24 protein-coding genes are annotated in these 20,963 nt (G+C 69.1%); 15 read left to right on the forward strand and 9 right to left on the reverse strand.

All coding sequences use genetic code 11. The features are described from left to right. Nucleotides 1–108: 108 nt before the first annotated feature. The 3 genes from ACQUQF_RS00505 to ACQUQF_RS00515 form a co-directional block, all read right to left on the reverse strand. The gene (locus ACQUQF_RS00505; RefSeq protein WP_435174553.1) at nucleotides 109–1,461 is read right to left on the reverse strand and encodes a 3-phosphoshikimate 1-carboxyvinyltransferase; all 1,353 of its coding nucleotides are present in this window, start codon (nucleotides 1,459–1,461) and stop codon (nucleotides 109–111) included. Nucleotides 1,462–1,554: 93 nt separating this feature from the next. Further along, nucleotides 1,555–2,004, reverse strand: a complete 450-nt coding sequence (locus ACQUQF_RS00510) for a universal stress protein (RefSeq protein ID WP_435174556.1) — start codon at nucleotides 2,002–2,004, stop codon at nucleotides 1,555–1,557. Between the two features lie 72 nt (nucleotides 2,005–2,076). After that, nucleotides 2,077–2,394, reverse strand: coding sequence for a hypothetical protein (locus ACQUQF_RS00515; RefSeq protein WP_435174558.1), 318 nt, complete (start codon nucleotides 2,392–2,394; stop codon nucleotides 2,077–2,079). Between the two features lie 159 nt (nucleotides 2,395–2,553). Between ACQUQF_RS00515 and ACQUQF_RS00520 the strand changes: the two genes are divergently transcribed. The 4 genes from ACQUQF_RS00520 (at nucleotide 2,554) to ACQUQF_RS00535 (ending at nucleotide 7,589) form a co-directional block, all read left to right on the forward strand. Continuing rightward, nucleotides 2,554–3,729, forward strand: a complete 1,176-nt coding sequence (locus tag ACQUQF_RS00520) for a M24 family metallopeptidase (protein WP_435174561.1) — start codon at nucleotides 2,554–2,556, stop codon at nucleotides 3,727–3,729. 593 nt (nucleotides 3,730–4,322) lie between these two features. Then, nucleotides 4,323–5,114, forward strand: a complete 792-nt coding sequence (locus tag ACQUQF_RS00525; RefSeq protein ID WP_435177574.1) for an aldo/keto reductase — start codon at nucleotides 4,323–4,325, stop codon at nucleotides 5,112–5,114. A gap of 184 nt (nucleotides 5,115–5,298) precedes the next feature. Then, nucleotides 5,299–6,141 (forward strand): prephenate dehydrogenase, encoded by an 843-nt coding sequence (locus ACQUQF_RS00530; protein ID WP_435174563.1) that lies wholly within the window; start codon nucleotides 5,299–5,301, stop codon nucleotides 6,139–6,141. Further along, nucleotides 6,138–7,589 carry a small ribosomal subunit Rsm22 family protein gene (locus ACQUQF_RS00535; RefSeq protein ID WP_435174566.1) on the forward strand — a complete coding sequence of 484 codons (1,452 nt, stop codon included), beginning with the start codon at nucleotides 6,138–6,140 and terminating at the stop codon, nucleotides 7,587–7,589. Before ACQUQF_RS00530 ends, ACQUQF_RS00535 begins: the two co-directional genes overlap by 4 nt. An 8-nt stretch (nucleotides 7,590–7,597) precedes the next feature. On the opposite strand, the gene ACQUQF_RS00540 is transcribed toward ACQUQF_RS00535, so the two are convergent. Both ACQUQF_RS00540 and ACQUQF_RS00545 read right to left on the reverse strand, forming a co-directional pair. Continuing rightward, entirely contained in the window at nucleotides 7,598–8,188 is a 591-nt protein-coding gene (locus ACQUQF_RS00540) for a DUF7504 family protein (RefSeq protein ID WP_435174569.1), read from the reverse strand. Continuing rightward, nucleotides 8,185–8,601 carry a hypothetical protein gene (locus tag ACQUQF_RS00545; protein ID WP_435174572.1) on the reverse strand — a complete coding sequence of 139 codons (417 nt, stop codon included), beginning with the start codon at nucleotides 8,599–8,601 and terminating at the stop codon, nucleotides 8,185–8,187. Before ACQUQF_RS00545 ends, ACQUQF_RS00540 begins: the two co-directional genes overlap by 4 nt. Before the next feature lie 166 nt (nucleotides 8,602–8,767). Between ACQUQF_RS00545 and ACQUQF_RS00550 the strand changes: the two genes are divergently transcribed. The 6 genes from ACQUQF_RS00550 (at nucleotide 8,768) to ACQUQF_RS00575 (ending at nucleotide 16,010) form a co-directional block, all read left to right on the forward strand. Next, nucleotides 8,768–10,060 (forward strand): carboxylate--amine ligase, encoded by a 1,293-nt coding sequence (locus ACQUQF_RS00550; protein ID WP_435174575.1) that lies wholly within the window; start codon nucleotides 8,768–8,770, stop codon nucleotides 10,058–10,060. 7 nt (nucleotides 10,061–10,067) lie between these two features. Next, a complete protein-coding gene (locus ACQUQF_RS00555; RefSeq protein WP_435174578.1) occupies nucleotides 10,068–10,994 on the forward strand; it encodes a DMT family transporter in 927 nt (308 codons plus the stop codon). Nucleotides 10,995–11,071: 77 nt separating this feature from the next. Beyond that, nucleotides 11,072–12,433 (forward strand): LLM class flavin-dependent oxidoreductase, encoded by a 1,362-nt coding sequence (locus ACQUQF_RS00560; RefSeq protein WP_435174580.1) that lies wholly within the window; start codon nucleotides 11,072–11,074, stop codon nucleotides 12,431–12,433. 124 nt (nucleotides 12,434–12,557) lie between these two features. Beyond that, nucleotides 12,558–13,943, forward strand: coding sequence for a serpin family protein (locus ACQUQF_RS00565; RefSeq protein ID WP_435174582.1), 1,386 nt, complete (start codon nucleotides 12,558–12,560; stop codon nucleotides 13,941–13,943). 101 nt (nucleotides 13,944–14,044) lie between these two features. Continuing rightward, nucleotides 14,045–14,815, forward strand: a complete 771-nt coding sequence (gene surE / locus ACQUQF_RS00570; RefSeq protein ID WP_435174584.1) for a 5'/3'-nucleotidase SurE — start codon at nucleotides 14,045–14,047, stop codon at nucleotides 14,813–14,815. Between the two features lie 223 nt (nucleotides 14,816–15,038). Next, nucleotides 15,039–16,010: a formate/nitrite transporter family protein gene (locus tag ACQUQF_RS00575; protein ID WP_435174586.1), complete on the forward strand. Its 972-nt coding sequence runs from the start codon at nucleotides 15,039–15,041 to the stop codon at nucleotides 16,008–16,010. A gap of 143 nt (nucleotides 16,011–16,153) precedes the next feature. Here the strand turns inward: ACQUQF_RS00575 and ACQUQF_RS00580 are convergent, their stop codons facing one another. Together ACQUQF_RS00580 and ACQUQF_RS00585 are read right to left on the reverse strand one after the other, a co-directional pair. Beyond that, nucleotides 16,154–16,627 (reverse strand): hypothetical protein, encoded by a 474-nt coding sequence (locus ACQUQF_RS00580; protein WP_435174588.1) that lies wholly within the window; start codon nucleotides 16,625–16,627, stop codon nucleotides 16,154–16,156. Nucleotides 16,628–16,791: 164 nt separating this feature from the next. Beyond that, on the reverse strand, nucleotides 16,792–17,382 hold the full coding sequence (locus ACQUQF_RS00585) for a hypothetical protein (RefSeq protein WP_435174590.1): 591 nt from the start codon (nucleotides 17,380–17,382) through the stop codon (nucleotides 16,792–16,794). A 176-nt stretch (nucleotides 17,383–17,558) separates the two neighbouring features. On the opposite strand from ACQUQF_RS00585, the gene ACQUQF_RS00590 reads away from it, so the two are divergent. After that, nucleotides 17,559–17,804, forward strand: a complete 246-nt coding sequence (locus ACQUQF_RS00590) for an AbrB/MazE/SpoVT family DNA-binding domain-containing protein (protein WP_435174593.1) — start codon at nucleotides 17,559–17,561, stop codon at nucleotides 17,802–17,804. Continuing rightward, nucleotides 17,801–18,187: a PIN domain-containing protein gene (locus ACQUQF_RS00595; RefSeq protein ID WP_435174595.1), complete on the forward strand. Its 387-nt coding sequence runs from the start codon at nucleotides 17,801–17,803 to the stop codon at nucleotides 18,185–18,187. The genes ACQUQF_RS00590 and ACQUQF_RS00595 overlap by 4 nt, the downstream gene beginning before the upstream one ends. 193 nt (nucleotides 18,188–18,380) lie before the next feature. Here ACQUQF_RS00595 and ACQUQF_RS00600 read toward each other — a convergent pair whose 3' ends face one another. Both ACQUQF_RS00600 and ACQUQF_RS00605 read right to left on the reverse strand, forming a co-directional pair. Continuing rightward, a complete protein-coding gene (locus ACQUQF_RS00600) occupies nucleotides 18,381–18,686 on the reverse strand; it encodes a chorismate mutase (RefSeq protein WP_115796507.1) in 306 nt (101 codons plus the stop codon). Beyond that, nucleotides 18,644–19,534 (reverse strand): shikimate kinase, encoded by an 891-nt coding sequence (locus tag ACQUQF_RS00605; RefSeq protein WP_435174598.1) that lies wholly within the window; start codon nucleotides 19,532–19,534, stop codon nucleotides 18,644–18,646. The genes ACQUQF_RS00600 and ACQUQF_RS00605 overlap by 43 nt, the downstream gene beginning before the upstream one ends. 141 nt (nucleotides 19,535–19,675) lie before the next feature. On the opposite strand from ACQUQF_RS00605, the gene ACQUQF_RS00610 reads away from it, so the two are divergent. The 3 genes from ACQUQF_RS00610 to ACQUQF_RS00620 all read left to right on the forward strand — a co-directional run bounded on the left by ACQUQF_RS00610 (nucleotide 19,676) and on the right by ACQUQF_RS00620 (nucleotide 20,948). After that, nucleotides 19,676–20,104, forward strand: coding sequence for a DUF5796 family protein (locus ACQUQF_RS00610; protein WP_435174600.1), 429 nt, complete (start codon nucleotides 19,676–19,678; stop codon nucleotides 20,102–20,104). Between the two features lie 16 nt (nucleotides 20,105–20,120). Continuing rightward, nucleotides 20,121–20,369 (forward strand): DUF7508 domain-containing protein, encoded by a 249-nt coding sequence (locus tag ACQUQF_RS00615; RefSeq protein ID WP_435174602.1) that lies wholly within the window; start codon nucleotides 20,121–20,123, stop codon nucleotides 20,367–20,369. Between the two features lie 93 nt (nucleotides 20,370–20,462). Further along, complete coding sequence (locus ACQUQF_RS00620) at nucleotides 20,463–20,948, forward strand: hypothetical protein (RefSeq protein WP_435174604.1); 486 nt, start codon at nucleotides 20,463–20,465, stop codon at nucleotides 20,946–20,948. The last annotated feature ends 15 nt before the right edge of the window (nucleotides 20,949–20,963 follow it).

Here is a 20,963-nt window from a genome sequence, read left to right on the forward strand (position 1 = left end):
GTTGGACGGGGCGGCTATTTAGGGTTTGCAGAAGGCGCAAATGGGTCCTGCTCCGCCGGCGACCGCATCCGGGCGAGAGCGCCCGGCGAGACCCGGTGAGTCCTCGGGTTACCGGTTCACGCCCGCGCCGAGGTCGTACAGCACGTCGAAGAAGTCCGGGAACGACACGTCGACGTGCTCGCCGCCCGCGATGGTGGTCGGCCCGTCGGCCGCCAGCGCCGCCACCGCCAGCGCCATCACGATGCGGTGGTCGCCCCGGCCGTCGACCGCGCCGCCGGTCAGGTCGCTCTCGCCGCCGACCACGGTGAGGGTGTCGGCGCTCTCGTGGGTCGCGGCCCCGAGCTTCTCCAGTTCCTCGGCCATCGCGCTCACGCGGTCGGTCTCCTTGTACCGGACGTGCTCGCAGTTGACGATGCGGGTCTCGCCGTCCGCCACGGCACCGAGCGCCGCGATAGTCGGCAGCAGGTCGGGCGTGTCGCCGACGTCGACCTCGACGCCCGACAGCTCGGAGCGCTCGACCGTGATGACGCCGTCGTCGCGGTTCCAGTCGACGTCCGCGCCCATGCGTCCGAGGACGCCGACGATCTTGCTGTCGCCCTGTGCGCTCGGGTAGGCGCCCTCGACGCGGACCGCGTCGTCGGGGTCGGCCGCGACCGCGCCCGCCCCGAGCAGGTACGAGATCGAGGAGAAGTCGCCGGGGACGTGGTACTCGCCGTCCTCGGGCTCGTAGAACTGGCCGCCCTCGACGAAGTAGGTGCCGCCCGCCGTCGACCCGCCGTTCGCTCCGTCGTCGCCGTCGTCGCCGTCACTCCCGCCGCCCAGATTGCGCTTGCCGGCCTCGACGCCGAACTCGTCGAGGAGTTCGATCGTGATGTCGACGTACGGCGCGGACTTGAGTTCGGTCTCCAGGTTCACCTCGATCCCCTCGTCGGTGACCGCGCCGGCCATCAGCAGCGCCGAGACGAACTGCGAGGAGACGTCGCCGGGCATCGACACCGACCCGCCGGAGACGGGTCCGGAGACGACCAGCGGCGCCTGCCCGTTCCGTCGGGTGCTCTCGGCCCGACCGCCCAGGTCCCCGATGGCCTCGAGCAGCGGGCCGTGGGGCCGCGACCGGAGCGACTCGTCGCCGGTCAGGACGGTCGCGCCGTCGGCCAGCGCCGCGGTCGCCGTGACGAGTCGCATGGTCGTCCCGCTGTTCGCGCAGTCGAGCACGTCGCCCGGCACCTCGGGCCGGCCGTCGAAGCCGTCCACGTCGAGGTGGTCGTCGTGTCGAGTGACGTCCCCGCCGAAGGCGTCGACCGCCCGCATCGTCGCCTTCGTGTCGGCGCTCACCAGCGGGTCGTACACCAGCGCGCCGCCGGCGTAGCCCGCCGCCAGGATGGCCCGGTGGGTGTAGCTCTTCGATGAGGGCGCGCGGGCCGACCCCGAGACCGTCGATGGTTCGATCTCCACGTCCATGTCCGGCCCGACGGTTCGGGGGCGTATCAGGATACCGGAGGGAGCGATATCTCCGGACCCCGCTGTGGTCCCGCGGGCCGGCCGGCAATCGGCCTACCGCACGACCGTCACGGGCACCGTCGCGCGCCCGACGACGTCCTTGGCGGTGCTGCCGACCAGCCCCTCGTACTCCTCGGAGAGGCCGCGGTGGCCCAGGTAGATGGCGTCGACGTCCTGGTCGTCGGCGTACTCGGTGATGGCCTCGACCGGTTCGCCGTACAGCATCCCGGTCTCGACCTCGACGCCGGTCTGCTCGCCGACCTCGGCCGCCTCGTCGAGCGCGGCCTGGGCCTCGGTCTCGGCGTCCTCGACGTCCTCCGAGACCAGTTCGTCGGCGGTCTCGGTGTAGCTCATCGGCGGGTCGTCGCCGCCGGTGAAGAACTGTTCGGGCACGACCACGCTGACCGCGAGCACCTCCGCGCCCGTGGCGGCGGCCTGCTCGACCGCGTACCGGAGCGCGTCCATGCTGGGTTCCGAGCCGTCGACCGCGACGAGGTACTTCATGCCCGGTGGTTCGGCGCGACCGGTGATTTGGATTGTGGCTCGGCCGGGGTCGCGACGCCGGGACCGCGGCGCTCAGAACTCCCGCTCGCGGTCCCGGTCCCGGGCGCCGGCGTCCGGTCCCGGACCGCGGCCCGACGGCCCGCCGTCCGGGGCCTCCGTCGCGTCGGCGAGTCGCTCGACCGCCCGGACGAGTCGGCCGGCGAGGTGGAGGAACCGCCACAGGAGGTAGAACCCCGCGATCCACACCACGAACAGCGCGCCGAGCAGCGGCCGGGTGGCGATGAGGAGGCTGTACGCGAAGCCCAGGAAGGCGACGACGCCGAGCGCGACCTTCAGGGCGGTCGAGGGCTCGCGGGCTCGGTCGGCGGGCGATGGCCGGATGCCGGACATGTTAGTGGCGTTTCATCCGAGCACCGAATAACTTCTGATGCGCCCGGGGGTCGCAGCCGGGGATCAGAAATCGGTCGGCGGGGAGCCCAGCGTTCCGGAACGCGAAGTCGGCGTTCCGGAACCCGTACCGTTTTCCCGCTCGCGGGGCTTCCCGTGGGTATGAACCCCGACCTGACACCGCTCGCGGACGCGCTCGGCACCGCCGGCGTCGACGGCTACCTGCTCGACGCCGACTCGGGCGAGTCCGACCAGCTGTACCTCTCTGGCTTCGACGCCCCCGACGAGTTCGTCACGCTGTACACCCCCGAGGGCACCTTCCTGCTGGTCTCCGGGCTGGAGTACGGCCGGGCGACCGAGGAGAGCCGGGCCGACGAGGTCGCGCGGCTGTCGGACTACGACTTCCAGGAGCTGGTCGGCGAGCACGGCCGCGCCGGGGCCCGAGTCCGGGCCTGCGCCGCGTTCCTCGACGACCACGGGGTCGAGTCGGTCGCGGCGCCCGAGCGGTTCCCCCTCGGCACCGCCGACGGCCTGCGCGAACAGGGCGTCTCGGTCGAGGTGCTCGACGACGACGTGGTGACCCGGATTCGCGCGACCAAAACCGACGAGGAGGTCGAGCACGTCCACGAGGCCCAGAAGGCTAACCAGGCCGCGATGCGGGCGGCCGAGGAGCTGCTGGCCGCGGCCGACGTCGAGGACGGAACGCTGTACCGCGACGGCGAGGTGCTGACCAGCGAGCGCGTCAAGGAGGAGATCGAGGTCACGCTGCTGCGCCGCGGCTGCGCGCTCGACGAGACCATCGTGGCCTGCGGCGCGGACGCCGCCGGGCCGCACAACCGCGGGAGCGGCCCGCTGGAGGCCGGCGAGACCATCGTCATCGACATCTTCCCGCGGAGCAAGGCGACCAAGTACCACGGCGACATGACCCGGACGTTCGTGAAGGGCGAGCCGAGCGAGGAGGTCCGGCGGCGCTACGACGACACCTACGAGGCGTTCGAGGCCGCGCTCGACGCCGTCGAACCGGGCGTCACCGGCCGTGAGGTCCACGACGCGGTCTGCGACGTCTACGAGGAGAAGGGGTACGCCACCCTCCGGAGCGACCCCGCGACCGAGACGGGGTTCATCCACAGCACGGGCCACGGCATCGGGCTGGACGTCCACGAGCTGCCGCGGGTCAGCCCCGACGGCGGGGAGCTCCGGCCGGGCCACGTCGTCACCATCGAACCCGGCCTCTACGACCCGGACGTGGGCGGCATCCGCATCGAGGACCTGGTGGTCGTGACCGAGGACGGCTACGAGAACCTGACCGACTACCCCATCGAGCTGCAGGTGGAGTAGAGCGGGCGACAGCCGCGCCATCACGGGAGCTTCGGACGCGCCGACCGCCACAACCGGCAAGTGCCCGCCCGGCGAACTCGGAGTCCATGCTCCGACAGGAGAGCGAGAGCGACCGGCACCGGGCCGGGTCGCAGGACAGCGGTGGGGGAACGTTCCGGAAGCTACTGCCGTTCGCGCTGGCCTTCGCGACGGGGTTCGTCCTCGGCAGGCGCGGCGGCGACTCGACCGGCCAGCAGGAACGGGGCGAGGGGCAGCTGAGCGAGGTGGCGTCCAGAGTCCGCGAGCGGGCGATTCCGGGAGGGTCCGGCGGCACCGACGCCGAGGGCGCCACCGACCAGCCCAGTTCGATGGGGAGCGTCTCGGGCGAGGAGGTCCGCGAGAGCGAGCGCCAGAGCAGCGAGTCCGGAACAGCCGAAGGCGGATCCGCGGAGGGCGAGGCGGCCGGCGGCGAGCAGACCGAGTCCGGGAGCGCGGGACAGACCGAGACCGGGAGTGCAGAACAGACCGCGAGCGAGAGCGCGGAGCAGACCGAGACCGAGTCCCGGGAGGTCGACGAGGATGTCGCGGCGCTCTCGCCGCCGACGGCCCACGGGATGCCGATGCTCGGGCTCGGCACCTACGAGATGGACGACGAGGAGTGCCGCGAGAGCGTCGGGCGCGCCATCGAGATGGGCTACCGCCACGTCGACACCGCCGAGATGTACGAGAACGAGGACGCGGTCGGCGACGCCATCGCGGCGGCCGACGTCGACCGCGAGGAGCTGTTCGTGGCGACCAAGATCGCGCCGGAGAACCTCGACTACGACCAGGTGCTCACGAACGCCGCCGACAGCTTCGAGGAGCTCGGCGTGGACTTCGTCGACCTGCTGTACGTCCACTGGCCGACCGGCGACTACGAGGCGACCGACACCCTCGACGCCTTCGCGGAGCTGCGCGAGGAGGGGCTCATCGGCGAGATCGGCGTGAGCAACTTCACGGTCGACCTGCTGGAGGAGGCCATCGAGGTCGCCGAGGAGCCCATCTTCGCCAACCAGGTCGAGATGCACCCGCTGCTGCCCCAGACCGAGCTCCAGCAGTTCTGCGCCCAGGACGACGTCGACGTGGAACTGGTCGCCTACTCGCCCATCGCCCGCGGCGACGTCGAGGACGTCGACGAGCTGCAGGAGGTCGCCGAGAAGCACGACGCGACGCCCCATCAGGTCAGCCTGGCGTGGCTCCGCGAGAAGGAGGTCACCGCCATCCCGAAGGCCACCAGCGAGGAGCACCTCCGGGAGAACTGGCTCAGCCTCGGGGTGGAACTCGACGAGGAGGACGTCGAGAAGATCGACTCCATCGAGGAGCGACAGCGCATCGTCGACCCCGACGACGCGCCCTGGAACCAGTAGACGGTGGGACGCTCAGCTTAGCAAATTGACTTGCAAACGCTCGGAGAGACAGACCACAGTTTGGGTGGATCAAAGGGGCCGGGGCTTTCTACAATGTCCTTTCCCATCTTCGGGCGGCAGTTCTCGGTGTACGGACTGGCTCGGAGCGAACCCCTTTTGAGACCCGGCCGGCTATCTCCGCCCGATGAAGCTACTCGTCGTCGGCGCGGGCGAGATGGGCCGGTGGTTCGGCGGCGTCGCGGCGGCCGAGCTCGGCGACGACTCCGGGAGCGAGGCCGACACCGACACTGACGCCGACTTCGACACCGACGGGGTCGACCTGGCGTTCGCCGACCGCGACCCCGACGTCGCCGAGGCGGCCGCCCGCGAGGTCGGCGGCCGGGCGGTCCCGACCGCGACCGACGAGCGGTTCGACGCCGTCTGCGTCGCGGTTCCCATCTCGGCCGCGACCGACGCCATCGAGCGCCACGCGCCGCGAGCCGAGCGGGCGATGCTCGACGTGACCGGCCAGATGGCCGCCCCGGTCGAGGCGATGGCGGCCGCCGCGCCCGACCGCGAGCGGGCCAGCCTCCACCCGCTGTTCGCGGCGGCCAACGCGCCGGGCAACGTCGCGGTCGTGACCGACGAGCCCGGGCCCGTCACCGACCGCCTGTTCGAAGCGCTCGAAGCCGCGGGTAACCGACTTGTCGAGACCACGCCGGCCGAGCACGACGAGGCGATGGAGACCGTGCAGGCTGGCGCCCACGCCGCGGTGCTGGCGTTCGCGCTGGCGGCCGACGACGTGCCCGCGGGGCTGACGACGCCGGTGTTCGAGGCGCTCCGCGACGTGGCCGACCAGGTCACGGGTAACGCGCCGTCGGTGTACGCCGAGATCCAGTCGACGTTCGGGGGCGCCGACGACGTCGCCGAGGCCGCGGCACGGCTCGCCGACGCAGACGGCGAGCAGTTCGAGGCGCTGTACCGCGAGGCGAGCGAGAACGCGGGACAGTCCGAATCCGACGAGACGGGACGGGAGGACGACCGATGAACGACGACACGCGCGAGAAGGTCCGGGAGAACGCCAAGTACCTCCGGGAGGTCCGGCCCATCGACCCCGACGAGATCTCCGAGTACGTCGACGGGCAACCCCACCCGGGCGTCGTCCGGCAGATCCTACGGGAGGAGGCCCCGTCGCTCGGCCTGGTCGAGCGCGAGGACGGCGCCTTCGAGCCGGTCGCAGAGGGACCGATCTCGCCGGCGTTCCGCGGCGTCGAGGCGTTCCCGGTCGAGTACGGCCGGCTCCTGGAGGACCTGCTGGTCGAGCGGTGGGGGCCGGACTGGCACGAGGGCGAGTCGGGCGACCGGCTCCGCGAGACCGTCCGGCGGCTCAAGGAGGACTACTTCCGGAACAACCCGGTCGAGTACGACGAGACCGCCGCGCTCGGCTACGCGGTCTACCACCTACCGGACAACTACGCGGTGGCCCAGTACGTGCTCCACGAACTCGCCGAGTCCGGGCTGGTGGACCACCGCCTCCGGGTTCTCGACGTCGGGGCGGGCGTCGGCGGCCCGGCGCTCGGCATCGCGGACTACCTGCCCGACGGGGCCTCCGAGCGCGGCTCGGAGGGCGGCGAGACGGAATCTCGCCCCGCCCTCGTCGAGTACGACGCGGTCGAGCCGAGCGCGGCCGCCGACGTGTTCGAGCGGATGACCTCCGGGGTCGGCCGGAACTTCCACGTCGAGGTCCACCGCGAGACCGCCGAGGAGTTCGACCCCGGGGGCGAGTACGATCTCGTCCTGTTCGCCAACGTCCTCAACGAACTGGGCGACCCCGCCGCGGTGGTCCGGCGCTACCTCGACTGCCTCGCCGACGACGGGTCGGTGCTCGCGATCGAGCCCGCCGACCGCGAGACCAGCATCGGGCTCCGCGAGGTCGAGCGCGAGATCGCGGACGAGGCGGGCGCCGCGACCGTCTTCGCGCCGACGCTCCGGCTCTGGCCGGGCGAGCGCCCGACGGACCGCGGGTGGTCGTTCGACGTGAAGCCCGACCTCGAGGTGCCCGCGTTCCAGCGCAAGCTCCACGAAGCCGCGGGCGCGACCGGCGAGTTCGTCAACGTCGACGTCCAGTTCTCCTACTCGATTCTGCGGCCCGACGGCCGGCGGAAGGCCGACCTGACGCTCGACGCCGGGAAGGTGGCGAAGATGGCCGAGATGGAGCGCCACGTCACCGAGCGCATCGACCTCGTGGCGGTGAAGCTCAGCCACTCGCTGGCCGAGGGCGACCGCAACCCGCTGTTCAAGGTCGGCGACGGCAGCGAGTCGGTCGACCACTTCGCGGTCCTGACCAACGAGACGTCGCTCAACGCCGACCTCCGAGAGGCCGACTACGGCGACCTGCTGTCGTTCGAGCAGGTGCTGGTGCTGTGGAACGACGACGAGGAGGCGTACAACCTCGTGGTCGACGAGGAGACGATCGTGGACGCGATGCCGGTGTAGAAGCAGAATCAGAAGCGGGTCGAGACGGTGACTTCGTCGGGGCTACTGGCGTCGACGATAGCGTCGAACGGCGATTTCAGGGTGGCGATGGTCTCGGTGTCGTGGGCGTCGGGGTCCATGTGGAAGTGGGCGAACCCGTCGACGGCGTCGAACCGGCGGGTCACGACCCGGAGGAACCGGTACATCGTCGACCGGTCGGCGTACTGGAGGAACTCGGTCACCGAGTCGAAGCAGACGACCGTCTGGGCGTCGTCGCCGGCCCACGCTTGGATGACGTCGCTGACCGCCATCCCGACGCCGGTGAGGTCGGTCGGGTTCAGGGTCGTCACGGAGACGTCGTCGGTACCGACCTGCGCGGGAGCGCCGGTCTCGTTCAGCGCGATGATCTCGGTCTCGGCGGGCATCCGCTCGTACCGAGAGCGCAACCGCCTGACCCACCGCTCCGGCGGCCGGAACGTCAGAACCAGTAGCCGCTCTTCCCCGAGGGCTCGACTCGCGAGGAGGTCCTCGTGGACCTCGCCGCTCTCGGGGCTCATCGACCGCGCAAGCATGAGGACGTTCCGGGCCTCGGTCAGTTCGGCCGCCACCGACGCGGTCATCCGTCGGCCTCCACGGCGTCGGTCAGCGCCTCGACGACTGGAGTCGCGTTCGCCCCCGGGTCGACGGACACGTAAATGCCCTCCCGCTCGCCGACGTACCGGATGATGGTCTCCCGGTCGAGGAACACCGCGAAGGCGCCGACGTCGCCGAGCGGCGCGTAGAGGTCCTCGTACATGTCCCGCTCGGTGAAGTCGAGCTTGTAGTTGAAGTGGAGCTTCTCGGCGAACTCGTCGATCGCAGCTTGGCCGCCGAATGCGTCGACGATGCGCTCCGCGATGAAGAGGGCGTTGTACGTCTCGTCGTCGTACTCGACGAACGCCCGGAGGTCGTCGCCCGCGACGCCCCTGACGGCAGACAGCGCCGCCGACGCGTCGAAATCGGTGAGCCCTGGCGGGTTGCTCACTGCGTCCATGGCGCGGAGTGAAGACCGGACCGAGTTAAATCCAGTGACACGCCCGGCGGGATCGGACAGAACGTCGGGCAGTCTACCGAAACTCCGTTCGCGATCGCGCGTCCCAGCCCCCGGTGTCCCTTGCCGACTCGGTGGGCTTTTAGCGCGCCCGGCGACAATCGCCTGTATGGCAAGCTTTCGCTCGTTCGAGGGGCTCCGCGACGAACTCGCGGACGCCGACTTCGACCGCCCGCCGGCCATCGTCTGCAACGCCCACGTCACCGGGCTGAGCGTGGCTCGCGCGCTCAAGGCCCGCGACGTGCCGGTCATCGCCGTCGACCGCAACGAGAGGGGCGTCGCGCCCTACTCCGAGGCGGTCGACTTCGCGGGCCGGGTCACCTACCCGCTGGACGACGAGGAGGGCTTCCGCGAGGACGTCGAGGAGCTGACGAGCCGGCTCGACCACGAGGCGGTCGCGTTCGGCTGCATGGACGAGTGGGTCCACGCCTTCTCCCGGACCGAACCCGAGGGCGTCCGGCTCCCGTTCGCCGACCGCGAGACCGTCGACCGCGTGCTCGACAAGGAGTCGCTGTACGCGGTCGCCGAGGACCTCGACGTCCCGTACCCCGAGACCTACCGCATCGCCGAGACCGACCCGGCCGAGACCGGCGGCGACCCCGGCCCGGTCGGCGCGAGCGGCGGGAGCCGCGACGGCGTTCCCGCCGCCGAGGCCGCCGAGCGACTCGGCTTCCCGCTGGTCATCAAGCCCGCGCTCAAGCGCAAGTTCTCCGAGGCGGTCGGCACGAACGTCATCGAGGTCGCCGACGAGGCCGAACTCCAGGACGTGGTGGCCAACGCCGCCGCGGAGGGCATCCGGGTGATGGCCCAGGAGAAGGTGCCCGCGGTGCAGGGCGAGGACTGCTCGCTGGCCTCCTACGTCCCGGAGTCGGGCGAGGCGGTCTCGTTCGTCGGCAACGCCCGGGTCCGGTACCCGCTGGGGTACGGCACCTCCTGCGTGGTCCAGCGCGCCGACGCCCCGCAGGTCGAGGAGAACGCGCTCGCGGTGCTGGAGGAGACCGGCTACTACGGCATCAGCGAGGCCGAGTTCCTCTACGACGGCGACCGGGAGGAGTACGTCCTCATCGACGTCAACACCCGGCCGTGGAAGTGGATCTCGCTGCCGGTCCGGGCCGGCGCGAACCTCCCGCTGGCGGCCTACAGCGACGCGGTCGGCGAGACCTACGAGTCCGACGAGATCCGCGACGGCCGGTGGGTCTACCTCGCCGACTACTTCAAGGCGCTGGGGACCGACGGCTTCGCGGACGTGCTGGGCAAGCGGGACTGGCTGTCGCTGCTGTCCGGCGAGTTCGAGGCCCGCGACGACTTCACGACCGGCGTGTACCGACCGTCGGACCCCGGGCCGGCCTATCAGCTCCTGACCACCGAGTTCGGCACCCAGGAGTACTACTGCTCCTGCTGAGCCCTCCGTGAACCACCGCACCGCCACCGTCGGCCTGTTCGCGGCGCTCGCCACGCTGTGGGGGTTCTCGTTCCTGGCAATCTCAGTGGGTCTCGAATCGCTGGAACCCGTGCTGTTCGCGGCCTTCCGCTACGACGTCGCCGCGGTCCTACTGCTCGGCTACGCGCTGGTGGGCGACGGCGAGTTCTGGCCGACCGACCGGGCCAGCGCGGGCGCCGTCCTCGCTGGCGGGCTGTTCCTGGTCGCCGCGAACGCCTTCCTCTTCGTGGGCCAGCAGACCGTCCCCAGCGGGGTGGCGGCCATCCTGCAGAGCCTCGTCCCCATCGCGACGTCGCTGTGGGCGCTCCTCCTGCTGCCCGAGGAGCGCGTCTCGGCCCGCGGCGCGGTGGGCATCGCGCTGGGACTCGTCGGCGTCGGGCTCATCGTCCGGCCCGACCCCGCGAACCTGCTCGGCGACGACGTCCTCGGCCGACTGCTCATCCTGCTCCAGGTCGCGGGCGTGGCGCTCGGCGGCGTCCTGATCCAGCGCGCCCGCCCGACGCTCGACAGGACCGCACTCACGGGGTGGTCGATGTTCGTCGGCGCGGTCGTCCTCCACGCCGTCAGCGCGGGGCTGGGCGAACCGTTCGCGCTCCCGCGGACCCCGGCGGCCGTCGGAGCGGTCGCGTACCTCGGGGTCTTCGCCACCGCCCTCGCCTTCGTCATCTACTTCACGCTCCTCGAGGTCCGGGGCGCGCTGGAGACGTCGCTGGTCGCCTACCTCGTGCCGGTCGTCGCGACCGCCGTCGGCGTCGCGGTCCTCGGCGAGTCGATAACGCCGCTCACCGTCGTCGGATTCCTCGTCGTGTTCGCCGGGTTCGTCGTCCTCAAGCGGCGCGCCATCGCCGACCTCGCCGGCGACACGCGGCGGTTCGTCACGCAGGCCGACGACTGAGACGTCGCCCCGGCGGTCGGCCGCACGTCTCGCCGGTATCACCGGCTTTTCCCCCGGCGAGTCCGTCCTCCGAGCCAATGAGCAGCGACTACATCCACCTCAACCTCTTCACGATGAACTCGGTGGAGCACGTCACGACCGGCAACTGGCGGACGCCGGGCGACCAGTCCCACCGGTACACGGACACCGACTACTGGCTCGACGTGGCCCGGACCGCCGAACGCGGCGGGTTCGACGGGGTGTTCTTCGCGGACGTCCGGGGCGTCTACGACGTCTACGGCGGCGACCGCGAGACCGCCATCGAGAACGCCATCCAGACGCCGTCGAACGACCCCGCGTACCTGGTGCCCGCGATGGCGTCGGTGACCGACCACCTCGGGTTCGCGGTCACCAAGTCGACCTCCTACAACCACCCCTACCAGCTGGCCCGGGAGCTGTCGACGCTCGACCACGTCACCGACGGCCGGGTGGCGTTCAACATCGTCACCTCCTACCTCGAGAGCGCGGCCCGGAACCTCGGCGTCGCCGAGCGGATGGACCACGACGAGCGCTACGACCGGGCCGACGAGTTCATGGACGTCTGCTACGCGCTCTGGGAGGAGAGCTGGGACGACGACGCCGTGGTCCGAGACCGCGACAGCGGGGTGTTCACCGACCCCGAGGGCGTCGACGCCATCGACTTCGAGGGCGAGTACTTCGACGTGCCGGGGCCGCACGGCTGCGAGCCCTCGCCCCAGCGCACGCCGGTCCTGTACCAGGCGGGGTCGTCGGAGCGCGGCCGCGAGTTCGCCGCCGACAACGCCGAGGCCGTCTTCGTCAGTCAGCCCACCGAGGAGGGCGTCCGGGACTACGTCGAGGACATGCGCGAACGGGCCGCCGAGCGGGGCCGGGACCCCGACGACCTCCGGTTCTTCCCCGGCATCGTCCCCGTCGTCGGCGAGACCGAGGAGATCGCCCGCGAGAAGTACGAGACCTACGCCGAGAACGTCGACACCGAGGCGACGCTCGCGCTGCTCGCGGGCTTCATCGACCTTGACTTCTCCGAACTCGACCCCGACCAGGAGGTCGAGCACATCGAGACCGACGCCATCCAGGGCGCCATCAACGCCTTCACCAAGAACGACCCCGACCGCGACTGGACGGTCGGGGAGGTCGCGGAGTTCGCGGGCCTCGGCACGACCTCGCCGGTCGTCGTGGGGTCCCCCGAGCAGGTCGCCGACGAACTCCAGCACTGGTACGAGGACGTCGGCGTCGACGGCTTCAACGTCAAGGAGGTCGTCCGGCCCGGCACCCTCCGGGACTTCGTGGACATGGTGGTGCCGGAGCTCCGCGAGCGCGGCCTGGTCCGCGAGGGCTACGAGGGCGAGACGCTCCGGGAGAACCTCTTCGAGGAGGCGGGTCGCACGAGGCTGGCCGACGACCACCCGGCGCGGCGGTAACGGTCGGCCCTCACTACACCTCTGCTAGCACGCGGCCGGCCCGCCGCGCCTCGCCGGTGGGAAGGCTGAAACGCCCCTTTCACTCTCGGGAAGATACTCAACCCCGGCTGTCCACTCCTCGCACATGGAACGCCGCCCTCCATCGAGCCCGAATCGCCGCCGCCTCCTCTCCGCGCTCGCAGGCGTCGGAGCCGCGGGGCTCGCCGGGTGCCTCGGGGCCGACTCGGCGCCCTCGGCCGCGACCGCGCCGGACCCGGCCGGCAGTCCCGCACCGGCCACTCCCGACGGCGGGGGCCTCCCCGACGTCGACGCGCCGACCGACGAGTACGTCGCCGGCAACGCCGACTTCGGCCTCGCGCTGCTCGGCCGGCTCGCCGACGACGCGCCGAACGAGAACCGGTTCCTCTCGCCGTACAGCGTCGGCGTCGCGCTCGCCATGACCTACGCCGGCGCCCGGGGCGAGACCCGCACCGAGCTGGCCGAGACGATGCGCTTCCGGCCGACCGGCGAGGCGCTCCACGAGTCGGTCGCCGCGCTCCGGGCGGACCTGCCGCTGTCCGACGGGTCGGCCGAGGAAGACGAGACGTCGACCACGGGGGATTCGACAGGCGACGACGGCGCGCCGTTCCGACTCAGCGGCGCGAACGCGCTCTGGGGGCAGTCGGCCTACCCGTTCCGCGAGGAGTTCCTGACGACCCTCGAGCGGTACTACGGCGCGGGCCTCGGCCGCGTGAACTTCCGGAAACGCCCCGAGAAGGCCCGGAAAGCGATCAACGGCTGGGTCGCCGACCGGACGGAGGAGCGGATACCCGACCTGTTCCCGGAGGGGACCATCGACGCCCGGACCCGGCTCGTGCTCGCCAACGCGGTGTACTTCCGGGCGAACTGGGCCGACACCTTCGACGAGGCCGCCACCGAACCCGGTGAGTTCACCGCGCTCGACGGGTCGACCGACGAGGTCCCGATGATGCGCCAGAAGGCCGCCTTCGGGTTCACCGAAGCTGACGGCGCGAAGGTGCTGAAACTGCCCTACGCCGGCGGGACCACCGAGATGGCGCTGCTCCTGCCGCCCCGCGAGCGCTTCCGGGCGTTCGAGCGGAGCCTCGACGCCGACCGCCTCGCAGACCTGCTCGACGCGACCGAGGAGCGGAAGGTCGACGTCCGACTCCCGCAGTTCGAGTTCCGGTCGAAGCTGAAGCTCGCGAAGCGTCTAGCGGCGATGGGGATGCCGACCGCGTTCACGCGGCGCGCCAATTTCGACGGGATGGCCGAAGGCGACGCCGACGCGAACCTCGAACTCGGGTCGGTGCTCCACGAGGCGTACGTCCGGGTCGACGAGCAGGGCACCGAGGCCGCCGCGGCCACGGGCGTCGAGGTGGTCAACACCAGCGCGACCCCGAACCCGCCGACGTTCCGCGCCGACCGGCCGTTCCTGTTCGTCGTCCGCCACCGACCCACCTGCGCGGTGCTGTTCCTGGGTCGGGTCGCCGACGCCGCGGCGGCCGCCTGAGAGCCGGTGGGAACGCCCGACTCTGGCCGATTCGCCGGAGCCGCGCTCCGGGGACCGGACTAGCAGTAGGACTTTTGACCGCCGGCCGTAACCGTTCTCCCATGAGCGACGCCCGCGAGATCCTGCTGACGAACGACGACGGGATCGACAGCCCCGGTATCCGCGCCCTCTACGACGCCCTCTCGGAGGTCGGCAACGTCACCACGGTCGCGCCCGCCGACGACCAGAGCGCCGTGGGTCGGGCGATGACCTACGAGGTGCCGGTCGCCGAGCACGAACTGGGCTACGCCCTGGAGGGGACGCCCTCCGACTGCGTGGTCGCCGGCCTGGCCGAGCTCGGTCCCTACCCCGACATCGTGGTCTCGGGGTGTAACGAGGGCGCGAACATCGGCGCCTACGTCCTCGGCCGGTCGGGCACGGTCAGCGCCGCGGTCGAGGCCGCCTTCTTTGGGGTGCCCGCCATCGCGGCGTCGCTGCACGTCCCCCAGAGCGAGTGGCCCCGCGACACCGAGCCCGCCGAGTACGAGGAGGTCGCAGAGGCCGTGAAGTACCTCGTCGAGCGCGCGCCCGACGCCGGCGTCTTCGAGGACGCCGAGTACCTCAACGTCAACGCGCCGCTGCCCACGGAGGGCCACACGCCGATGGTCGTCACCCGGCCCTCCCACGTCTACGACATGGACGCCACCGAGGAGGACGGCGTGGTCACGCTCCACGACCGCACCTGGCAGCAGATGGACAGCGACAGCCTGCCCGACCCCGAGGGGACGGACCGCCGGGCGGTCTACGAGGGCAAGATCAGCGTCTCGCCGCTGACCGCGCCCCACACGACCGAGCGCCACGAGGCGCTCGACGACCTCGCCGAGCGGTACTGAACCGACACGCGGACGCCGACCCGGTCTTCCGCGTCGGCGAGCGGCCGATACAACCGGACGAGCGGTCGCCGCTGCTGTACTTCCCGAGAACGAGGAGCAGTGACGTCTCCGGCACACGGTCGCGTCACCCTTCCGATTCCGAAGTAGCCCATCCGCGTCCGCACCGGCCGTCGCCACAAGTCCCATTGTCGAAAAGCGAGATAATGCTTCGAGAGGGCTCGATGTGAACGACGAAGACGAGGAGACACCCAGAGTGCGCCCCCGCGACCGAGCGGCGTCGGGAGCCCCGGCCGAGGGCTGGGCGCTCAGCGATCGCTTCGCGTGGGAGGAGATCCACCAGCGGCTCCTCGCGTCCGCCGACGAGGCGATAGACAGCACCACCCAGGAGCTGTTCTTCAGCGGACTCACCGCGGGGTTCGCGATCGTCCTGACGTTCATCGGGTACGCGGTCGGGACCGCGAACTTCCCGGACAACCCGTTCCTCGCCTCCGTGCTCTATCCGATCGGGTTCCTGTACATCATCCTGGGGCGGCACGAACTGTACACCGAGAACACGTTACCGCCGGTCAAGCTGGTGCTGACGAGGCTGGCCAGCCTCCCGCTCCTGTTGCACATGTGGGGCGTCGTGCTGGCGGCGAACATCGTCGGGGCGGGCATCGGCGTGTTCGTCCTCGCCAACACGCAGGTCCTCTCGCCGGAGGCGATGCGCGCGGGTGCCGAGCTCGTCCACCACGGCCTCGAAACGGGATGGTGGGACGTGTTCTTCAAGGCGGTGTTCGCGGGGTGGCTCGTCGCCGGCGTCGTGTGGCTCGGCACTGCCGCGCACGACACCATCTCGCGCGTGGTGGTCATCTACCTCGTCTTCTACATGATCCCCACCGTCGGCCTGTTTCACGTGATCTCCTCGGGGGCCGAGGCGCTCTTCTTCGTGTTCCTCGGCGCTCCCGGTCCGGGGTTGATTACGGTGTTGTACGAGTTCTGGCTGCCTGTGCTACTCGGAAACACGTTCGGTGGCGTGGTCCTGGTCGCCCTGGTGAGCTACGCCCAGACCGAACAGCGGCGCTTTCCCGAGATCCGCGTCCTCTCCACGCGGGACGTGCTGTTCAGTCTGAAAGGCGGTCGACCCTTCGACACTCCGAGACCGGGTATTCGACTGACCGAGGAGGACGAGGACACCGGGACGAGAAAGGGCTGAGCGACTCACCGGACCGGTCAGTCCCGACGTCTCCCTTCCTCAATGGGGTGTCCGGAATAGTGATGGCGACTACCTGCTCTCCCGTTGCTCGACCTTGTTCAGGTCTCGTACTGGTGTAACAGATTTTGCGTATTTTACCGCTTTCAGTCTATGAGACGGTCGTGAATATCTAATGGTTCGATTGTCCGCGAAGCAAAGCGCCCTTCTTGGAGTTGTCGAGCCACTTCGTCGGTATCAACCCCTTGTCGCCGAAGCTCTTCGAATATCTCTTGGATGAGGTCTTCGACTGCTTGCCGAATCGAGGTACGAGAGCCGACAAGATTGACACCTTTGTGAGATAACGTCACGGAACTCCCCGTAAACTCGACTCCAAGGCCACTACTTCCCCAGAGAACGGTGTCCGAGGTGCCTTCTTCGAGTTGGTCGAGAAGGAGAAGAACGTGTTCGAGACACGTGTATGAATGGAGAGATTCTACCGTCTCTCCCGAACTACACTGTCGACGAATTTTGAGTTTGATTGCATCGGGAACCCAAACGATGCCCTCTCTCGGGTCGTACTGGGTGAATTCGGGAAGCAGTCGAACCTCGCTAATCTCTATCTCCTCTGCGTGAGTCATCCATTGTCACCGACGGATTCCCTGCGTGTAAAACGTAGAGTCTGTACGTACTGCGTCTATAGTGCGTTACCGCTTATCACGCTGTTCAACTTTGTTCAGGTCTCAAACTGACGTTACAGATTTCGTTCACTTTGGCGCATCTTCCTCTGTAGTATCGTTTTCAACTACGTGCTCGCTCTCTTCCCATACGTCCTCACCGCTAAAGAGTAGAGCGCCAATCCGACGAGACCGGGGCCGAGTGCAGCCACGACCAATTCGAGAATCAGAGCCATCGCAAACGAGACACTAATTCCGCAGAATCCTGCGACGCAGATTCGCTCCCCACCGAGCAAAAGGAGGTCACCGCGAACGAGCCCGCCGGGAGCGATGAATATTCCGAACACGACGAGCATCGCAATTGGCCATCCGTACGTCGCAAATCGTAATGCGGTCTCTCGATCGACGGCCCTGAAATGCTGAATAACGCGCTGTCCGACTATCAGCGGAAATACCGTCAATACAACCAGAGCGAGGGCTCCAACGACGAGGAGCGTTATCGCAATTTCCCACAGTTCGAGTCCTCCGGCGATTGCCCATACGACGAGGATACCGACGAGATACAGTCCACTGGCCTCGATGAGGGCGATTCGTAGTTCGGACCTAAATCTCCCGTCACGACTGCGATAGAACAGATGGGCACCGAGAGTCACAGGTACGGCGATTCCAACAGTTATAACAAAAACGAAGACGGGAATGAGTCCGACTGGGAAGGGCATATGCACTCTTCCCCTCACTATCAGATAAAGTATGTTGTACGCTACCGCCTCTCGCGCTGCTCCACCTTGTTCAGATAGATGAAATCCACCATACTCACTACTGAGGCGCGTCAGTGGGAACCATCAACCATACGTTAGTGGTAAGATTCTTTGTCCGTGGTAACGTAGTCTCATCTATGGCAACAGAGACGGATGGGCAGGGACGACTGTACATCCCGAAAGAGGTGCGCGAGAAGTACGGCCAGAGGTATCATATCGTTATGTACGAGGACAGAATCGAACTGATTCCGGTCGCGGACGACCCACTTGCCGCTGTCCGCGAGGCGGCAGGCGAGCTTCATGACGCATCAGTCGAGAAAATTCGAGAGGACATCGAGACGGTGGCGAAAGACGAGGCTGAGGAAGCCGGCGGCGACAGATGACGGTGTACGTCGAGACGGATTTCCTGCTCGCACTCGCCAAAGATACTGATTGGTTACAGGGCTCCGCAGAGGACGCCCTTGTCGAATACGACGTCGAAACGTCACCGTTCTCGTATCTCGAACTCCTCCTGGCCCGGGAACGCTACGAGTTCGACTACGTTCCGCTGGTGGCGAACCTGCTCGAACTCGTCCCCGTGCGGAACGAGGAAGAGAAACAGGTAGTTCTGAAAGCCGTCAACTACTACGACGAGGGAATGACGCGGTTCGACGCGTTCCACGCAGCGATTGCAGAAACACGAGGGATGGACGTACTCTCTTCCGAGAAAGACTACGAAGACATCGAGGTAACACGAGTCCCACTCGAACCGACCGACGAGGAATGACTCTGGACAGAGGATACAGTACCACCTGAACGAAGCATGGTACTCGTAGAGATAGTCGTGGTTGAATGCCCTACCGTGCGCCGACTCTCGTTTTCCGTCTGCTGCTCGAACGTCAGACTCACTGAATTCTGTTCAGAATCGTGCTTCTAATCGCTGAGGGCTCGATAGAGGACGTGAAAGGCCCGTATTTTGGCTACCGACTCTCCCGTTGCTCCACCTTGTTCAGCTCTATCAACAGTCTAAAGATCGCCTTCACCAGGTTCGCGTCCACGTCGAACTGCTCGGCGTTCTCGCCGGCGCGGTCCATCACGCGCTGCTCTTGGTCCTCGTCGGTCGTCGGCATGTCGCGCTCGTCCTTGACCTGGGCGACCGTCTCGGCCACGTAGGTCCGGCGCGCGATGAGTTCGACGATCTCGCGGTCGATGCTCTCTATCTCCTCGCGGAGCTCCGCGAGGTTCATCTCGTCCGGGCGGGGTCGTTGCGTGTCGTCGTCAGCCATGTGGTACCCTCTCGTTCGCTCCAGCGTTCCTCAATCGGTTCCAGCGCCGCGCGCTCGCCGACCGCGACGAAGCTCGGGCCGGTGCCCGACAGCGAGACGCCCCGGGCGTCGGGCAGCGCCTCCACCATCGGGTCGGCCGGGAAGCCCAGCGCCGCGGTGAAGGCGAACCCGTTGACCGTCATCGCGTCGGCGTACCGGCCGTCGAGCGCGAGGTCGGCGACCAGTTCGGCGACCGGGGCGATCCGCTCGCACCGCGAGACGTCGGCGTCGGCGCTGAACGCGCGCTCGGGCGGCGTCCAGACCAGCACGTCCCAGTCGACGGGTTCGCGCGCGAGCAGGTCGTCGGTCCGGTTGTCGGTGACGGTGACGCCGCCGAGCATGCTCGCGCTGGCGTCGTCGAACGCGCCGGTGACCGTCACGCCGGCGTCGCGGGCCGCCCGCACGCCGAGCCGGCAGGCGTCCTCCAGGTCCACCTCGTCGGCGACCCCGAGCGCGTCGAGCGTCGCCAGCACCGTGGCGTTCGCGGCCGCGCTCGAGCTCTTGAGCCCGGCCGCCATCGGCACCTCGCTGGTGGTGCGGACCGTGCCGCCGACCGCGGCCGGCGACGCCGCGCCGAGGCGGTCGAGCGCCTCGCTGTCGCCGTACTCCGCGACGGCGAGTTCGAGACACCGCTCGATCAGTCGGGTGTCGGCGTCCGGCGCGTCGGCGACCTCGCCGGTCGCCTCGCCGGAGGCGTCGAGTTCGACCTCGGCGGTCGTCTCGGCGTCGATGGCGAACGCCGACCCCTTGCCGCAGGCGAGGGCGTTCAGCACCGTCCCCGCCGCGGCTGCAGACGCGCGGCCGTCCATGTCCGGGACTCTCTCGCGGGGCGTATTGACGCTGGTGGTTGGTGCAAGCGAGGGCGACGGGCGGTCGGCGGCTGCCGCCCCGACCGAGTCAGGGACGGCGAAGCGCACCCCTTTTCCCGACACCGCGCCAATTCTCCGGACATGAGCGCGCGCAACGACGTGGCCCCCGACACGCTCGGCGTGGAGTTGACGGAGGACGGCATCGTCGTGGAGTACGCCGACGGCCGGGAGGCGTTCTACCGGGGCGTCCCGACCAAGGAGTCGGGCACCCTCCGGACCCAGCCCGGCAAGCTGATCCAGATCCTGGTCACCGACCCGACCGAGACCGAGGGCGTGCTGACCTACGTCAACGACCGCAACACCCACGACGAGATCCTGGAGGAGACGGGCGTCGGCCGGGTGATGCTCGACCCCGGCGAGGAGGAGGAGCTGTTCCCCGGCGTCACGGTCCGGATGGACGGCTACGCCGTCGAGGTGGAGGCCGACCCCGAGACCGCCCGCGGCCGGGTGTTCGTCTTCGAGGAGGACGAACTCGGCGAGGAGTCGTACGAGATGGTCGACGAGGAGTGACGGAGGACCGAGAGCAATGCCCCTCCCGAAGCAGTGGCAAGGGCTGAACCGCTCGACGGTCGGCTCCGCGCCCGAGCGGTACGGCGTCTACGAGCTCGGCGACGCCGACGGCGAGGTGCTGGAGGTCGGCTGGGGCGTCCTCCGCGACGAGCTCAAGGACGCGCTGGCCTACGGCTCGGGCGACCGGGTGCGGTGGGAGGCCTGCCAGACGGAGGCCGAGGCGAGGGAACTGGCGGCCGAGCACCGCGAGCGCGCCGGGTCGTAGGCCGGATCGTTACGGGGGCAGGTCGGCCGGCTTCGAGCCGACCCGGGCGTAGGGTTATGGCCCCGGACGGCGTCCGTTCTCCGCGTCCGATTCATGACATCCGAAGAACCAGAAGGACGACACGCACAGCTGTCCGCGCTCGAAACGGCGTTCGTCGGCGACGGGCTCCACATGCGGGAGGCCGAGTGGGGCGAGATGCGCGTCGGCTTCGAGGCGTACGCCGCGGACTTCGACGACGCGGCGCTGCTGGCGGGACTGCCGAACGACCGGTGCCAGTGTCCCCACTGGGGGTACCTGCTGTCGGGGCGGATGACCGTGCGGTACGCCGACCGCGAGGACGTCGTCACCGGCGGCGAGGCCTACTACATGGCGCCGGACCACACGATAGCCGTCGACGCCGGCACGGTACTCGTCGAGTTCAGCCCGCGCGACGAGTACCGGCGGACGGCCGAGGTGGCGATACGGAACGCGACCGAGATGGAGGAGGGACGGAGCGAGGCGGCGACCGAGGGTCGGGACGGGACGACGTCCGAGGACGGCAACGAGACGGCGTCCGAGGGCGGTAGCGAGGCGGCGTAACGGTTCCTCGACCCC

The organism is Halorussus sp. AFM4, from assembly GCF_051194995.1.
Taxonomy (GTDB): domain Archaea; phylum Halobacteriota; class Halobacteria; order Halobacteriales; family Haladaptataceae; genus Halorussus.

What these genes read in the sequence shown, in the direction of transcription:
- ACQUQF_RS00505 (WP_435174553.1), bottom strand. Translation starts at nt 1,461, where the DNA reads ATGGACGTGGAGATCGAACCATCGACGGTCTCGGGGTCGGCCCGCGCG.
- ACQUQF_RS00510 (WP_435174556.1), bottom strand. Translation starts at nt 2,004, where the DNA reads ATGAAGTACCTCGTCGCGGTCGACGGCTCGGAACCCAGCATGGACGCG.
- ACQUQF_RS00515 (WP_435174558.1), bottom strand. Translation starts at nt 2,394, where the DNA reads ATGTCCGGCATCCGGCCATCGCCCGCCGACCGAGCCCGCGAGCCCTCG.
- ACQUQF_RS00520 (WP_435174561.1), top strand. Translation starts at nt 2,554, where the DNA reads ATGAACCCCGACCTGACACCGCTCGCGGACGCGCTCGGCACCGCCGGC.
- ACQUQF_RS00525 (WP_435177574.1), top strand. Translation starts at nt 4,323, where the DNA reads ATGCCGATGCTCGGGCTCGGCACCTACGAGATGGACGACGAGGAGTGC.
- ACQUQF_RS00530 (WP_435174563.1), top strand. Translation starts at nt 5,299, where the DNA reads ATGAAGCTACTCGTCGTCGGCGCGGGCGAGATGGGCCGGTGGTTCGGC.
- ACQUQF_RS00535 (WP_435174566.1), top strand. Translation starts at nt 6,138, where the DNA reads ATGAACGACGACACGCGCGAGAAGGTCCGGGAGAACGCCAAGTACCTC.
- ACQUQF_RS00540 (WP_435174569.1), bottom strand. Translation starts at nt 8,188, where the DNA reads ATGACCGCGTCGGTGGCGGCCGAACTGACCGAGGCCCGGAACGTCCTC.
- ACQUQF_RS00545 (WP_435174572.1), bottom strand. Translation starts at nt 8,601, where the DNA reads ATGGACGCAGTGAGCAACCCGCCAGGGCTCACCGATTTCGACGCGTCG.
- ACQUQF_RS00550 (WP_435174575.1), top strand. Translation starts at nt 8,768, where the DNA reads ATGGCAAGCTTTCGCTCGTTCGAGGGGCTCCGCGACGAACTCGCGGAC.
- ACQUQF_RS00560 (WP_435174580.1), top strand. Translation starts at nt 11,072, where the DNA reads ATGAGCAGCGACTACATCCACCTCAACCTCTTCACGATGAACTCGGTG.
- ACQUQF_RS00565 (WP_435174582.1), top strand. Translation starts at nt 12,558, where the DNA reads ATGGAACGCCGCCCTCCATCGAGCCCGAATCGCCGCCGCCTCCTCTCC.
- surE (WP_435174584.1), top strand. Translation starts at nt 14,045, where the DNA reads ATGAGCGACGCCCGCGAGATCCTGCTGACGAACGACGACGGGATCGAC.
- ACQUQF_RS00580 (WP_435174588.1), bottom strand. Translation starts at nt 16,627, where the DNA reads ATGACTCACGCAGAGGAGATAGAGATTAGCGAGGTTCGACTGCTTCCC.
- ACQUQF_RS00585 (WP_435174590.1), bottom strand. Translation starts at nt 17,382, where the DNA reads ATGCCCTTCCCAGTCGGACTCATTCCCGTCTTCGTTTTTGTTATAACT.
- ACQUQF_RS00590 (WP_435174593.1), top strand. Translation starts at nt 17,559, where the DNA reads ATGGCAACAGAGACGGATGGGCAGGGACGACTGTACATCCCGAAAGAG.
- ACQUQF_RS00595 (WP_435174595.1), top strand. Translation starts at nt 17,801, where the DNA reads ATGACGGTGTACGTCGAGACGGATTTCCTGCTCGCACTCGCCAAAGAT.
- ACQUQF_RS00600 (WP_115796507.1), bottom strand. Translation starts at nt 18,686, where the DNA reads ATGGCTGACGACGACACGCAACGACCCCGCCCGGACGAGATGAACCTC.
- ACQUQF_RS00605 (WP_435174598.1), bottom strand. Translation starts at nt 19,534, where the DNA reads ATGGACGGCCGCGCGTCTGCAGCCGCGGCGGGGACGGTGCTGAACGCC.
- ACQUQF_RS00610 (WP_435174600.1), top strand. Translation starts at nt 19,676, where the DNA reads ATGAGCGCGCGCAACGACGTGGCCCCCGACACGCTCGGCGTGGAGTTG.
- ACQUQF_RS00615 (WP_435174602.1), top strand. Translation starts at nt 20,121, where the DNA reads ATGCCCCTCCCGAAGCAGTGGCAAGGGCTGAACCGCTCGACGGTCGGC.
- ACQUQF_RS00620 (WP_435174604.1), top strand. Translation starts at nt 20,463, where the DNA reads ATGACATCCGAAGAACCAGAAGGACGACACGCACAGCTGTCCGCGCTC.